Below are 13,526 nucleotides of genomic sequence, written 5' to 3'. Positions count from 1 at the left end.
TCGCGAAAGCGGTCTGTCACTCAACGAAGTTGTTGAATGTGATTCCGCCTTCGCGAGCAGGCTCGCTCCCACAGTGGTTTCTGCGTTGAGCTTTAGATATTCGCGCGCAGTACCGAGGTCGGCAGCGCCTCCCCGCGCTCGGCACTCGCCGCCACCGCTGCAATCAAATCACCCAGTTCATAGCCCTGCGCCTTCAGCCATTGCTGATCGTAATACGTGTCGGCATAACGCTCTCCGCCATCGCACAGGATCGCCACGATCGACCCCGACTGCCCCGCCGCTTTCATCTGTTGCGCCGCCATCAGCGCACCGATCAGATTGGTCCCGCTCGACCCGCCGACATGCCGCCCCAAACGCTGCGCCAGATAATGCATGGCCGCCAGCGACAGGGCGTCCGGCACCTTGACCATCGCATCGATGACCTTGGGCAGGAACGACGCTTCCACCCGAGGCCGGCCAATGCCTTCGATGCGTGAACCGCAATCCAGACGCAGGCTGGCATCTCCCGTCTGATAAAAATCGAAGAACACCGAACGCTCGGCATCGGCACACAACACGCGGGTGCAGTGCTGGCGATAGCGCACGTAACGGCCGAGGGTCGCGGTGGTGCCGCCGGTGCCGGGGCTGGAAATCAGCCAGGTCGGTTCAGGGTGCTTTTCGTAGCGCATCTGCTGGAAGATCGACTCGGCGATGTTGTTGTTCGCCCGCCAGTCGGTGGCACGTTCGGCGTAGGTGAACTGATCGATAAAGTGACCGCCATGCTCGCGGGCCAGGCGCTCGGATTCGGCGTAGATCTGCGTCGGGTCCTGCACCAGATGGCTCTGGCCACCGTAGAAGGCAATCTGGGCAATCTTCTCTTTCGAGGTGGTCGCCGGCATTACTGCGATAAACGGCAAACCGAGCATGCGCGCGAAATACGCTTCGGAAATCGCCGTCGAGCCGCTGGATGCCTCGATCACCGGCGCGCCGGGCTTGAGCCAGCCGTTGCACAGCGCGTAAAGGAACAGCGAACGTGCCAGGCGATGCTTGAGGCTGCCGGTCGGGTGGCTGGATTCGTCCTTGAAATACAACTCGATGCCGGCAAAACCGGGCAGCGGCAAAGGGATCAGGTGGGTGTCGGCGCTGCGCTGGAAGTCCGCCTCGATGATGCGGATGGCTTCGCGTGCCCACTGTCGGTTGTCGCTCATGGTCTCGGTTCTCATTGAATCAGCCAGGAGATCGGTCTCCTGAAAAAGGTCTGCCGCAAGCTTAGGAAAAATCCCGCAGACGGCAAAGATACAGCTGAGTCTCAATGTGTCGGGCAACTGCTAGGCTCAGTGCTGCCCGCGCCAGACAGTCTGTAACGACATATAACAAAAAAGAATATAACTTTTGTTTTAACAACTAACGGTACGGGTTAGGGTGTTTCACCTTTTTCTTGATTCGATGGAGAGCGACCTTGCCTCTGCGTAGCACTTTCACGCGTTTCTTTCAGTTGGAAGCCGCCAGCGGTCTGCTATTGATCGCCGCAGCCGTTCTCGCGCTGATCATCAACAACTCACCGCTGTCGTGGCTGTACACCGGCCTGCTCGACACCCCGGTGGTGGCGCAGATCGGCGCGTTGAAAATCGCCAAACCCCTGCTGCTGTGGATCAATGACGGCCTGATGGCGATGTTCTTCCTGCTGATCGGTCTGGAAGTCAAACGCGAAGTGCTCGATGGCCAATTGTCCAAGCCTTCGCAGATCGTCCTGCCCGGCGCAGCGGCGATCGGCGGCATGCTGGTGCCGGCGCTGATCTACTGGTTCCTCAACCGCGACAACCCCGCCGCCCTGAGCGGCTGGGCCATTCCGACCGCCACCGACATCGCCTTCGCCCTCGGCGTATTGGCCCTGCTTGGCAAACGCGTGCCGGTGTCGCTGAAACTGTTCCTGATGACCCTGGCGATCATCGATGACCTCGGCGCCATCGTCATCATCGCAATCTTCTATTCCGGCGAACTCTCGACCCTGTCCCTTGGCCTGGCGGCTGCGTGCATTGCCGCGCTGGTGGCAATGAACCGGCTCGGCGTGGTCAAACTCGGCCCGTACATGATCATCGGCCTGATCCTCTGGGTCTGCGTGCTCAAGAGCGGTGTCCACGCGACACTGGCCGGCGTGACCCTGGCTTTCTGCATTCCCCTGCGCACGAAAAACGCCGAGTCGTCGCCGCTGCTGACCCTCGAACACGCGCTGCACCCCTGGGTCGCCTACGGCATCCTGCCGCTGTTCGCCTTCGCCAACGCTGGCCTGTCGCTGAGCGGCGTCACCGTCGAAAGCTTCACCCACGACGTACCGATGGGCATCGCCATCGGCCTGCTGCTGGGCAAGACCATCGGCGTGTTCGGCCTGACCTGGCTGGCGGTCAAGATCGGCATCGCCGCCCTGCCCCAAGGCGCCAACTGGGGCCAGGTCCTCGGCGTGGCAATCCTCTGCGGCATCGGCTTCACCATGAGCCTGTTCGTCGGCTCGCTGGCCTTCGAACCCGGCGTGAGTGATTACGCCGGCATGGATCGCATGGGCATCCTCACCGGCTCGATTCTCGCGGCGGTGATTGGTTATGCGGTGACGGCGGCGGCGAGTCGCAAGAATTCACAACTGCAATGACCCCTGTGGCGAGGGAGCTTGGCCCTCGCCACAGATTCCTCGCCTGACAGTTACGCAGCGAACAATCCCCACGTCATTAGCGACCCGTCCTACAGCCACACTTTCCCCGCTTCGATAACGTCGTGCAGCCCCTTTCCGAGGGGCTGTCGATGATGAACGAAGGGACGATCAGTGGCGCGGAACAAGGACATTCCCCGGGTGCAAAACCCACCGCAGGGCGACGGTCATCACGTTACTTGGCGGTATATGACGGCCGCAGAACTGGCCGAGCGCGAAGCCGGGCAAAACGCTTACGACGCGATGCTGGCGCGGCAGGAGGCGTTCGAGCGCAGCCGTGAAGTGGCTGCGAAAAAACCTGAAGCCGTGCGTGCCGGCTGTGTATTCGCCAAGTCCTGCAAGCTGCCGGATGCGATTATCGATTACAGCAATCCTTCCGGCATGGTGCCGACCGACAGCCTGAAGGATTACGGCGAGCTGATCCTGCTCGGCGCTCGCGAAGCCGACGCAAGCGGCGGCATTCCTCTCAAGAAAATCAGCGCCAACACCATCCCGGTCGGGTTCGGCAGTCTGGCCTTGGCAGGCTCGGCTTTTGAAGTGCTACCGGCGCTCGCCTCCCCTGCGGCGGCTGCGACTTTGGTGGGGCTGGTTGCGCTTTTGATGCCATCCAGCCTGGGCGACAGCGCGCTCTACACCGATGAGCAACTGAGCACACTCAAACAAGCCCGAACCCGCGTGCGCCTGCGCGTCGAGCAACAGGCCGATGGCAGCCTCAAGGGTTACGGTTTCTACACCGGTAAGAACCGCGATTGGGAAATGGTCGATGTCGTGCAGTTCACTGCACGCGGCGACCGGTTCGTTGCCGATCTGGGTGAAGGCGTCGAACTGCTCTGGACCCCGGCGGTGGATGGCTCGGACATTCTCGGCATTCCAGCACTGGAGGCCGCACCGCAGGCACCGCATATCTGGGTGTATCCACCGACGAAGGCGGCGGACGGGATACTGGTGAATCCGGTTTATCCGCCGGAGTACAACGACTTTATTTTGGTGTTTCCGGCCGGATCTAGTATTAAACCGGTCTACATCGTCATCAGTACTCGCGCTGGTGATCACGAATATCATCCGCCGCCTGACATACTGCCGGCTTTTCCCGATGCCAGAATCGTCGGCCGTAAAACAGTAGTCCAGGGCGGTGGTTCAAAACGCAAAAGATGGAAAACCGCCAAAGGGCATATTCTTGAATGGGACTCCATGCACGGAACGATTGAAAAATATGATCCTCGGGGAAACCACATCGGGGAATTCGATCCAGCGACTGGTGAGCCCACGTCTACAAAAAAGAATAAAAACTCGAAGAAAGGAAAAAAACGGAGCGTTGAGCCTTGAGATTTTTGATAGAAGCTTTTGATAAGCAGACTGATTACCAAGTATCGATAACCGAAATACCCACAGAGTATGCAGAGCACATTAAGTCGATTATGGGTTGGACGACCAAGCAGCAAGGGTGGGAAGGCTACGATCTGAATCAGAATCAAGTTCAAGCCTTTGAAAAACTGATGCAGATATCAATCGCAGATTCACGCTATTACTTTCAACTGACATGTAACGGCCCCTATTAGCCGTAAGCGAGCAATGTGAAGAACAAAAAATAAAAGCAACATCAAAGTATCTGCGAGGAAGAAATGGGTCTGGTATTGAGGCTGGAGTGGTACGACACAGCAACCCTAGAAATTCAGAGCGAGGAATCGTCAAAAGATCTGGGGGACGATGAATCAGTTTTGAATGCTCTGAGTATTCCGGTGGAAGGCAGCATCAATAATGGCGGCTTCAACGTTATCGAAAAGTGGGTAGCTAGCATTCAGCCGTACTTTCAACATCAAATCACTCTGAATACCTGCGACTACCAGATTTCGTTTGATTACAGTTAAATAACCGGGATGAGTTCTTCATGCGCTTTCTTTCGATTACCGGATTCTTCCCTGACGAAGCCCAAGACGACTCCTTGCAATTCGAGCTGGATATCACCGGCAGCGAGATGAATGAAAAAGTGGCTCAGCTCATTGAATCAAAGCCCTTGGATGAGGTGGAACCCGGCGAGCTGTTGTTGACTCAGGATCAGGTAAACGCATTGGAAAACCTGCTCAACGCCAGTTTTCCAAAGGGCCTCGAATACTTCATGGGCACCTGCGCCACATACTGAATGAGCAATTCACAAACAAAGAAAAACCCCGACCAGTCACCTGATCGGGGTTTTCTTTTACCCGGTTTCCCGCTTAGTGCGAAACGCGGCTGGTTCCGCCAACGGTGGAAATCCGTACCCGCTCGCCAACGCGGAATACTTCATTTTCCTGAACCTGCTGCACATAGGCGCGCATGCTGCCGTCGTCTTCGCGGACGGTGATTTCCACGCCCTGGGTGCGGGTCAGGCCTTCTTCGGTGGCCGAGCCAAGCAGGCCGCCGGCCACTGCGCCGATGACCGCAGCCACAATGCTGCCCTTGCCGCCGCCGATAGCGCTACCGCCGACGCCGCCGACTACTGCGCCTGCTGCGCCGCCGATCGGGGTCTTGGTGCCTTCGATTTTTACCGGTCGCAGGGATTCGATGGTGCCCATGCGAATCGTCTGCACACGACGCGCTTCGTCACGGGAGTAGGAGTCGCCAGTGAGGCTCGATTGGCAGCCGGTCAGCAACATCGCCATCGTCGAAAAGGAAGCAACCAGCAGAACAGACTTACGCATAGCATCAACTCCAAAAGAACATGTGTTCATTAAACCCCGTGGCCTGGCGCCTGTCACGACACCATCCGGATAAAATTGGCTTCCATTCAGGCCTGGTACAGATGCCCGCGAGCGTCCACTCAAGGTAGCGTCAAATCACCGATCCCGCGCCATTCGCGTTTATCTCGCTCGGTAGACTGCTCAGGGTGCCAGACGTTCCAGAATCCACTCGGCGCCCTGGAGGCGGTAGTTGAGGCGATCGTGCAGGCGGCTCGGACGGCCCTGCCAGAACTCGATGCGCTCAGGCAACAAGCGGTAACCGCCCCAATGTTCCGGGCAGTGCGGCTGGCTGTCGCTGAAGCGTTGCTCGGTGGCCTTGAGCAAATCCTCCAGTTCGCCACGACCGTTGATGACCCGGCTCTGCGGCGAGGCCCAGGCGCCGAGGCGGCTACCCAGCGGACGCACCTGATAATACGCGTCGGACTCTTGCGGCGTGACCTTGACCACCCGCCCTTCGATGCGCACCTGGCGCTCCAGGGTGGGCCAGAAGAAGGTCATGGCGGCAAACGGGTTGGCCGCCAGATGCTGGCCCTTGGCGCTGTCGTAGTTGGTGAAGAAGGTGAAGCCCTGCTCGTCCAGGCCCTTGAGCAACAGAATGCGGCAATGCGGACGACCGTCGGCATCGACCGTGGCCAGGGTCATGGCATTGGCTTCCACCGGCGCCTGCTCGGTTTTCACCGCATCGGCGAACCACTGGTGAAACAGCGCAAACGGCTCGGCCGGGGCTTGCGCCTCGGTCAAACCGTCACGGGTGTAGTCGCGACGCATATCGGCCAGAGCCTGGGTCATGGCGGATTCCTTTTCGTTAGCGGATCACTTCTTGGCAGCGTCGGCTGCGGCGACTTTCTTGTCGGTCGCGGCGGCTTTGGCTGGTGCAGTTTTTTTCGCTGGAGCCTTGGCCGGGGCCTTCTTCGCAGGAGCCTTGGCGGCAGTTTTCTTGGCTGGCGCCTTTTTCGCCGCCGGCACAGCGGCTTTTTTCGCCGCAGGCGCCGGGGTAACCGGTTTGGCCACTGGCTTGACGTCTTGCGCAGCAACCATCGTCACCGGCTTCGGCGCTGGCATGTTGTATTTGCTCAGCAGTGCAACCATGGTGTTTTGCGGAGTCACCAGCAGCTCGACACGACGGTTCAAGGCACGGCCTTCAACGCTGTCGTTGGCCGCACGCGGCGCTTCGGAACCCATGCCACGCAGCATCAGGCGATCACGTTGCAAGCCGCTGAGGCGGAAGATCGCTGCCACCGATTGCGCACGTTCCTGACTCAGCTTGACGTTGGCCGGTGCGGCACCGCTGGTGTCACTGTGACCGAGCACCAGCACTGCGGTTTTCGGGTCGGCTTCAAGGATTTTCGCTACGCGAGTGAACGGGCCAAGAGTGACCGGCAGCAGCATCGCCGGGCGGTCCGGGTTGAACGAGCCTTCGACCGGCGCCGTCACCACCAGTACGTTGTCGCGACGCTCGAGTTGCAGATTGCTGTCCTTCACCGCTTCACGCAGACGCGGTTCGTAGTCATCCAGCCAGGCCTGAGTGACCTTCGGATCCGGCATCGGAACGGCTTTGGCGGTTGGCTGGTCCTTGCCGCCGAACGGCCACCACCATTTGCCATTGGACTGCGCCTCGGCTTTGGCCACCTCGACCGGTTTGGCTTCAGGTTTGACCTCGGCTTTCAGATCAGCCTTGACCGCTTCATCGCTGGAACCGAACGGCCAGTACCACGGGTTGCTGCTCTCGGCCTTGGCCACTGGCGCGGTTGCCGCCGGTTTCAACGGGGCCGGGGCCGGGGCCGAATCTTTGGCCGCGACTTTGTCGGAAGAACCGAACGGCCACCAACTGCCGCCGTCTGCATCGTTTTTCGGAGTCTGTGCGCAACCGGTGATCGCTACACACAGGGCCAGGGCGAGGGTCTTTTTAGATGACATTGAAAATCCACAAAATGAAGTAATGAAAAATCAGAGCACTTTCGCCCGGATAAACAGCCGTTTTGAAACGAAAATCCCTTCGAGGTTCCGACCCTGGAACCTCTGTTGAAGCTTTACAGACAAGTGGCAAGCACCCGCGCCAGCTTTTGTGCACGCGGATCCATCAAAACGTAAGGCCCCAGGGTATTTGTCACGAAACCGAAAGCCACATCGTGCTCCGGATCAGCAAAACCGATCGAGCCGCCCGCTCCCGGATGGCCGAACGCGCGTGGGCCGAGGCCGTAGGTGGCGTTGGGCACGTCCGGTTGATCGAGCATGCAGCCGAGGCCGAAACGGGTACGGGTGAGCAAGGTCTTGTCATCGCCGAGGCTGTGCTCGCGGGTCAGCTCTTCGAGCATCTCGCTCTCGAGCAGGCTGCCATCAAGCAGGCCGGCATAGAACCCGGCGAGACTGCGCGCGTTGCCGTGGCCGTTGGCCGCCGGTTGCTGCATGCGGCGCCATTCCGGCTTGTTGGTGCTGGTCAGCACTGACGGCGGATTGGTGAAGGCGCGGGTAGTCATGGCCGTCGGTTCGCGCATGGTCACTTGCAGCAGACGCTGAGCCGCAGCGTCGCCGGCGTTGCCCTTGCCACGGGCGATGTGCGCCACGCGATGAAACTCTTCGTCGGCCAGGCCCACATGGAAATCCAGGCCCAACGGTTTGGCGACCCGAGCGACGATCGACTCGCCCGGCCCACGACCGTCGGCGCGGCGCAGCAATTCGCCGACCAGCCAGCCGTAGGTGATCGCGGCATAACCGTGACCGGTGCCCGGCGTCCACCATGGCGCTTCGGCGGCGAGGGAGTCGACCATGGTTTGCCAGTCGTAAAGGGCTTCAGGGGCGAGCAGTTCGCGCAGCGCCGGCAAGCCGGCCTGATGGCAAAGCAATTGGCGCAGGGTGACGGATTCTTTGCCGGCAGCGGCGAATTCCGGCCAGTAGCGGGCAACCGGGGCATCGAGTTGCAACTTGCCTTCAGCCACCAGTTGCAGCGCGGTAACGGCGGTGAAGATCTTGGTGCAGGAGAACAGGTTGGCGATGGTGTCGCTGTGCCAGGCTTCGCTGCCGTCCTTGTCGGCGGTACCGGACCAGAGGTCGAGGACGGTTTCTCCACCGACCTTGATGCACAGGGCTGCGCCGCGTTCCTGGGGATCGTCGAACAGTGCTGCGAAAGCCTCGCGCACCGCTTCGAATTGAAGCTCGTAATGTCCCTGAATCTGCACCCGCAACTCCCCCGCGAAAACGCTCTACAAAGTGGTCCGCATTGTTCCAGCCCTTGAGGGATTTGGGAACAGGCGCGGGCCAGACGGTTGATCGGCAATTTGTGGCGATCCCTTCGCGAGCAGGCTCGCTCCCACAGGGGATCTCCGCTGCTGTTGATATCCAGTGTGGGAGCGAGCCTGCTCGCGAAGAACGATAACGCGGTCTGAAACCTAGTGACCATTCCCCGAATGCCCACCCGCCTGTGCAGCCTCCGCAGCTTTGCCAGCCTCGGCCTTGCGCCCGCCTTCAACTTCCGCAGCCGGGGTTTTCTGCGCCTCCTTGCCCAGTTGCTCAAGCGCCTGCAGATTGCTTTTGCGCACCGCCTCGACAAATCCCTGATACGGCAGATCGGTCACACCGACCAGACCGAAATGGCCATTCTCGCCGTCGAGCAAACGTCCGGTCACCGGTTGGTCGAGATACTGGAACCAGTGCACGCCGACAATCGACGGTTCGCTCAGCGCCTGTTTGAGGAAGTTGGCATAGGCCGGGCCGCGATCTTCCTCTTTGGCCAACTGCGTCACGCCGCCCCAGAACGGGCCTCGGTCAGCCGAGCCGAAGTTGAATTCGGTGATCAGCACCGGTTTGTCCAGCGCCGCCAACGCGGCGAAGTCGTAACCCTCCTGCGGCTTGAGCGTGTACATGTTGAAGCTCAACACATCGCAATATTGTGCGCAGGACGCCACGGCTTCAGGCGTACTGGTGGCGAAGCGACCGCCCAGGAGCATCTGGTTCGGCGCGTGCCATTTCAGCGAATCGGAAATGGTCTTGAAATAGGTATCGGCGAAGACCTTCTGGAAGTATTTGAAATCCGCTTCGATCTCCGGATGCTCCGGGTTCGGCAGTGGCGGCACGAAGCCAGGGTCTTCCATCAATTCCCACGCCGGCAACTCGATGCCCCAGGCCTTGGACAGTCCGGCCTGATTGCGGTACTTGTCACGCAATTGCTTGAGAAAGGCGCGTTTGGCCGGCACGTCGGTGGTCATTTTCAACGTGCCGTAGGCCAGCGCGTAGCGAGCCTTCGGATCGTCGCCAGGGCCAGCCCAGGCCAGTTCGTTGTCGGCGTAATAACCGATCAGCCACGGATCGTCACGGTGATCGCGGGCGGCAATGGCCACGGCGCGCTCGGTGGCCATGGCGAAACGCGGATCGAACGGGTCCGGCATGCCGCCCCACCAATCGCTGCCGGTGCTGATGCTGGTGTAATCGCCGACGATCGACAGCGGCAAGGTGTACGGTACGCGCTCAGCATCCGCCAGCGACGGCGCGCTCCAGTTGCCCACTGTGTTGAAGCCCCAGGCTTGCAGCCGATCGAGGGTATGCCGGGTCCAGCGTTCTTCATCAATAGTGGCTTTGCACGGAGCGGTTTCCTCGCTGGACGCTTGCACCGCATCGGTCTGCGCCGCTTCGGCAATTCCGGATTTTGGCTCGGCAGGCACCGCTGCGGTTTCAGCGGCCTGCACCGAACCGGCCTCAGCCGCCCCAGCCTTCGCCGCTTCGGCAATCCCGGCCTTGTTGTCGCTGTCTGCCTTGCACGGTTCGCCGTACAGGCGTTGCAGATTGGCGCCATAGAAGTCGTACCAGCGGCCGTTGCCGTAGCCACGGCCCTGATCGGCACCGTTGCCGCCACGGTTGTCGCCCTCACCGAAATGCGCGGCCAGCGGGTCGTCGTTCTTAGGCAACGATTCAAACATGGATTCACGGCCGGCGACGTAGGTCTGGTTGACCTGCGCGCTGACGGTGTTGACGCCCAACGAATAGAACGGGTGGCCTTCAGGAGTCACCAGATACCAGCGGCCATCGCGTTTTTCCGTGCGGAAGAATCCGCTGGCCTTGAACGCCGGTCCTTTGTTCCAGCCGCCGAACTTGTCCAGCGAAGCCTTTTCACGCTCGGCCAGCCACGTATTCAGCTGTTGCTGCTCTTTGCTGGCGGCGCTTTTCAGTTGTTCGTCGCTGCTGACTTTTTCCGGCCATTTACTGCGGGTTGACTGACCGTAGGCGTCGACCAGATTGCCGTACACCGCCCGCGTCACCGATTCGCCGTCCTGCACGCCGAACCGCTCGAGCAACAGGCTCTGCGCAACTTTCGGCTGATCCAGCGACAGACTCACTGAAACCACCTGACTGCGATCGATCTCGCCGGTGCTACTGGCCAGCAGGATGCGTTGGCCATCGACGGTCATCGGCATCGGCGGCCCGGCCTTCATGCCCTGACTCAGCGGCGTCGACGCCACCAGCGGCACCAGCAAGGTCTGCGCGGGGCCGGCCGGCAGATCGACGCGGCTGACCAGAGTGCGGCCATCGTTGCTCTGGATCTGCACATAAACCGTCACCGCCCAGTTCATCGCACTCTGCAGACGCAGAGTCATCATGTCGGACTGCGACCAGTCCCAAGCGCCGGTCTGCGGGGTCAGGCGCAAGGTCGGCCGGGCCACCGGGTTGAACGTCACCCGGCGCAGCACTTCACCTTCGGCGGTCTGTTCAGCGTTGGCCTGCGGCAGGTCGGCGTTTTCCGTGACGACCTTGACCACGTCGGCCGGGCGTACGAAGTTGAACAGCGTCTGCTGACCGGCGGGCGCAGCCAGCAACGGCGCGGCAAAGATCAAGGCGAAAACAGCGGGCAACGAACGGCGGATCATAAGAACGGAGTTCTCCCTAACGACCAGTCAAGGCCAGTGGAAAAGCGGTGGCAGAGAGATAGACAACGCGGCGGGCCAATCGGCCCACCCGTGTCTCAGGATATTTCACGACGGAAAGGCGGCAACGCATTGAGGATCGCCTTGCCGTAGCGCTGAGTGACCAGACGCCGGTCGAGCAAGGTGATGGTGCCGCGGTCTTCTTCGGTGCGCAGCAGACGGCCGCAGGCCTGAACCAGTTTCAGCGAGGCATCGGGCACGGAGATTTCCATGAACGGATTGCCACCGCGCGCCTCGATCCACTCCGATAACGCGGCCTCAACCGGATCATCGGGCACCGAGAACGGAATCTTGGCGATCACCACGTGCTCGCAGTAGGCCCCCGGCAAATCGACACCTTCGGCAAAACTGGCCAGCCCGAACAGAACGCTGGAATCACCGCCATCGACCCGCGCCTTGTGCTTGTTCAGGGTTTCCTGTTTCGACAGGTTGCCCTGAATGAACACTTGCTTGCGCCAGTCGCGGTCGAGACCGTCGAATACGTCCTGCATTTGCTTGCGCGAGGAGAACAGCACCAGTGTGCCTCGTGAACCTTCCACCAGATCGGGCAGCTCGCGAATGATCGCCGCCGTGTGGGCGGCGGCATCGCGCGGGTCGGCCTTCAGGTCCGGCACGCGCAACACGCCGGCATCGGCATGATGGAACGGGCTCGGCACTACGGCGGTGACGGCTTTTTTCGGCAGACCGGCGCGCATGCGGAAACGGTCGAAAGTGCCCAGCGCCGTCAGCGTCGCCGACGTCACCAGGCAACCGTAAGCGACGTTCCACAAACTGCGACGCAAGGTTTCTGCTGCCAGAATCGGGCTGGCGTTGACCTCGATATCGAACAGCGACCCGCTTTCGGCCAGGGTCAGCCAGCGCGCCATGGGCGGGCTGTCTTCCGGGTCTTCGGCGGTGAACGCGGTCCACAATTCCCAGTTGCCGGAAGCGCGGGACAGCAGGCTGCCGAACAGCGGATACCACTCTTCGGCCTGATTGCTGGCGATGCCGATATTGACCTCACCGTCCATGCCTTCCTTGAGCAGGTCGGTCAGGCGCTGGAACAGGTCGTTAAGGCGCGAATAGCCTTTTTTCAGCTCGATGCCCATCTCGCGCATGTCCTCGGGAATCACCCCGCCGACAAAGCGATGACGCGGGCGCTCGCGGCCTTCGACGTCTTCGCCGGGCTTGAAATCGGCGATCTGTTCGCAGGCGGTGAACATGAACTGCTGCTGGGTCTTGATCTCCCGCGCCAGCTCCGGCACCTGCTCGATCAGCTTGCCGAGATCGCCCGGCAACGGATGCTGGGCCAGCAGCTTGGTCAGGTTCTTGGCGGTGGTTTCCAACCAGTCGGCGGTGGAACGCAGGCGCGTGTAGTGAGCGAAGTGGCCGATGGCCTTGTCCGGCAGGTGGTGACCTTCGTCGAACACGTAAATTGTGTCGCGCGGGTCCGGCAGCACGGCGCCGCCGCCTAGCGCGAGATCCGCCAGGACCATGTCGTGGTTGGTGACGATCACGTCAACCTTGCCCATGCCTTCGCGGGCCTTGTAGAAGGCGCACTGGCCGAAGTTCGGGCAATGACGGTTGGTGCACTGGCTGTGATCGGTGGTGAGGCGCGCCCAGTCGGCGTCTTCCAGCGCGTTCGGCCAGCTGTCGCGGTCGCCGTCCCATTTATTGCCGGCGAGCTTTTCGATCATGCTGGTGAACAGCTTCTGACTGGCCTCGTCGACTTCGATCTTGAAGCCTTCTTCTTCGAACAACTGCGCGGTGGCGGTTTGTGCGTGGCCTTCCTGCAACAGCATGTCGAGCTTGGACAGGCACATGTAGCGACCACGGCCCTTGGCCAGGGCGAAACTGAAATTCAGCCCGCTGTTGCGCATCAGGTCGGGCAGATCCTTGTAGACGATCTGCTCTTGCAGGGCGACGGTCGCGGTGGCAATCACCAGACGCTTGCCGGCCAGTTTCGCCGTAGGGATCGCCGCCAGGCTGTAGGCCACCGTCTTGCCGGTACCGGTGCCGGCTTCCACCGCGACAATCGCGGGGTCGCCACTGCGCCGGCCTTCGTCGTCGGTGTCGATATCTCCGAGGACTTTGGCGATTTCAGCGATCATCAGGCGCTGGCCGTAACGCGGCTTGAGGCTCTTGGCCTCTAGAAAACGCGAATAGGCGCCCTGGATCGTGGTTTTGAGTTCAGTGCTGATCATTGAGTGTCGGGCGCTGGAAACGCTGGATAAATTT

Annotated in this window: 12 protein-coding genes; 5 read left to right on the top strand and 7 right to left on the bottom strand. The window is 60.8% G+C overall.

What is annotated here, in order from left to right:
- Positions 1–92: 92 nt before the first annotated feature.
- Positions 93–1,187 carry a PLP-dependent cysteine synthase family protein gene (locus FEE99_RS10740; RefSeq protein ID WP_041478037.1) on the bottom strand — a complete coding sequence of 365 codons (1,095 nt, stop codon included), beginning with the start codon at positions 1,185–1,187 and terminating at the stop codon, positions 93–95.
- A 251-nt stretch (positions 1,188–1,438) separates the two neighbouring features.
- Between FEE99_RS10740 and nhaA the strand changes: the two genes are divergently transcribed.
- From nhaA to FEE99_RS10715, 5 genes are all read left to right on the top strand, one after another.
- On the top strand, positions 1,439–2,623 hold the full coding sequence (gene nhaA, locus FEE99_RS10735; RefSeq protein WP_041478038.1) for a Na+/H+ antiporter NhaA: 1,185 nt from the start codon (positions 1,439–1,441) through the stop codon (positions 2,621–2,623).
- 171 nt (positions 2,624–2,794) lie between these two features.
- Positions 2,795–4,006: an S-type pyocin domain-containing protein gene (locus FEE99_RS10730; protein ID WP_041478039.1), complete on the top strand. Its 1,212-nt coding sequence runs from the start codon at positions 2,795–2,797 to the stop codon at positions 4,004–4,006.
- Positions 4,003–4,239, top strand: a complete 237-nt coding sequence (locus tag FEE99_RS10725; RefSeq protein ID WP_041478040.1) for a DUF7683 domain-containing protein — start codon at positions 4,003–4,005, stop codon at positions 4,237–4,239. The genes FEE99_RS10730 and FEE99_RS10725 overlap by 4 nt, the downstream gene beginning before the upstream one ends.
- Positions 4,240–4,302: 63 nt before the next feature.
- On the top strand, positions 4,303–4,548 hold the full coding sequence (locus tag FEE99_RS10720; protein ID WP_041478041.1) for a colicin E3-like toxin immunity protein: 246 nt from the start codon (positions 4,303–4,305) through the stop codon (positions 4,546–4,548).
- Between the two features lie 20 nt (positions 4,549–4,568).
- Complete coding sequence (locus tag FEE99_RS10715; RefSeq protein WP_041478042.1) at positions 4,569–4,820, top strand: pyocin S6 family toxin immunity protein; 252 nt, start codon at positions 4,569–4,571, stop codon at positions 4,818–4,820.
- Positions 4,821–4,893: 73 nt separating this feature from the next.
- Here FEE99_RS10715 and FEE99_RS10710 read toward each other — a convergent pair whose 3' ends face one another.
- The 6 genes from FEE99_RS10710 to dinG all read right to left on the bottom strand — a co-directional run bounded on the left by FEE99_RS10710 (position 4,894) and on the right by dinG (position 13,492).
- Positions 4,894–5,358: an outer membrane lipoprotein gene (locus FEE99_RS10710; protein WP_016771369.1), complete on the bottom strand. Its 465-nt coding sequence runs from the start codon at positions 5,356–5,358 to the stop codon at positions 4,894–4,896.
- Positions 5,359–5,538: 180 nt separating this feature from the next.
- A complete protein-coding gene (gene pdxH / locus FEE99_RS10705) occupies positions 5,539–6,186 on the bottom strand; it encodes a pyridoxamine 5'-phosphate oxidase (protein ID WP_041478043.1) in 648 nt (215 codons plus the stop codon).
- 24 nt (positions 6,187–6,210) lie between these two features.
- Positions 6,211–7,314 carry an OmpA family protein gene (locus tag FEE99_RS10700; RefSeq protein WP_041478044.1) on the bottom strand — a complete coding sequence of 368 codons (1,104 nt, stop codon included), beginning with the start codon at positions 7,312–7,314 and terminating at the stop codon, positions 6,211–6,213.
- Positions 7,315–7,427: 113 nt separating this feature from the next.
- Positions 7,428–8,573, bottom strand: a complete 1,146-nt coding sequence (locus FEE99_RS10695; protein ID WP_041478045.1) for an EstA family serine hydrolase — start codon at positions 8,571–8,573, stop codon at positions 7,428–7,430.
- Positions 8,574–8,783: 210 nt separating this feature from the next.
- On the bottom strand, positions 8,784–11,252 hold the full coding sequence (locus FEE99_RS10690) for a beta-galactosidase (protein WP_041478046.1): 2,469 nt from the start codon (positions 11,250–11,252) through the stop codon (positions 8,784–8,786).
- A gap of 95 nt (positions 11,253–11,347) precedes the next feature.
- The gene (gene dinG / locus FEE99_RS10685; RefSeq protein ID WP_024011911.1) at positions 11,348–13,492 is read right to left on the bottom strand and encodes an ATP-dependent DNA helicase DinG; all 2,145 of its coding nucleotides are present in this window, start codon (positions 13,490–13,492) and stop codon (positions 11,348–11,350) included.
- Between the last annotated feature and the right edge of the window lie 34 nt (positions 13,493–13,526).

This window comes from Pseudomonas sp. ef1, from assembly GCF_007293365.2.
Lineage (GTDB): Bacteria > Pseudomonadota > Gammaproteobacteria > Pseudomonadales > Pseudomonadaceae > Aquipseudomonas > Aquipseudomonas siliginis.
Note: the sequence above shows the minus strand (reverse complement) of the source record. Positions and strands in the feature narration are given on the sequence as shown.

What these genes read in the sequence shown, in the direction of transcription:
- FEE99_RS10740 (WP_041478037.1), bottom strand. Translation starts at nt 1,187, where the DNA reads ATGAGCGACAACCGACAGTGGGCACGCGAAGCCATCCGCATCATCGAG.
- FEE99_RS10720 (WP_041478041.1), top strand. Translation starts at nt 4,303, where the DNA reads ATGGGTCTGGTATTGAGGCTGGAGTGGTACGACACAGCAACCCTAGAA.
- FEE99_RS10715 (WP_041478042.1), top strand. Translation starts at nt 4,569, where the DNA reads ATGCGCTTTCTTTCGATTACCGGATTCTTCCCTGACGAAGCCCAAGAC.
- FEE99_RS10710 (WP_016771369.1), bottom strand. Translation starts at nt 5,358, where the DNA reads ATGCGTAAGTCTGTTCTGCTGGTTGCTTCCTTTTCGACGATGGCGATG.
- pdxH (WP_041478043.1), bottom strand. Translation starts at nt 6,186, where the DNA reads ATGACCCAGGCTCTGGCCGATATGCGTCGCGACTACACCCGTGACGGT.
- FEE99_RS10700 (WP_041478044.1), bottom strand. Translation starts at nt 7,314, where the DNA reads ATGTCATCTAAAAAGACCCTCGCCCTGGCCCTGTGTGTAGCGATCACC.
- FEE99_RS10690 (WP_041478046.1), bottom strand. Translation starts at nt 11,252, where the DNA reads ATGATCCGCCGTTCGTTGCCCGCTGTTTTCGCCTTGATCTTTGCCGCG.
- dinG (WP_024011911.1), bottom strand. Translation starts at nt 13,492, where the DNA reads ATGATCAGCACTGAACTCAAAACCACGATCCAGGGCGCCTATTCGCGT.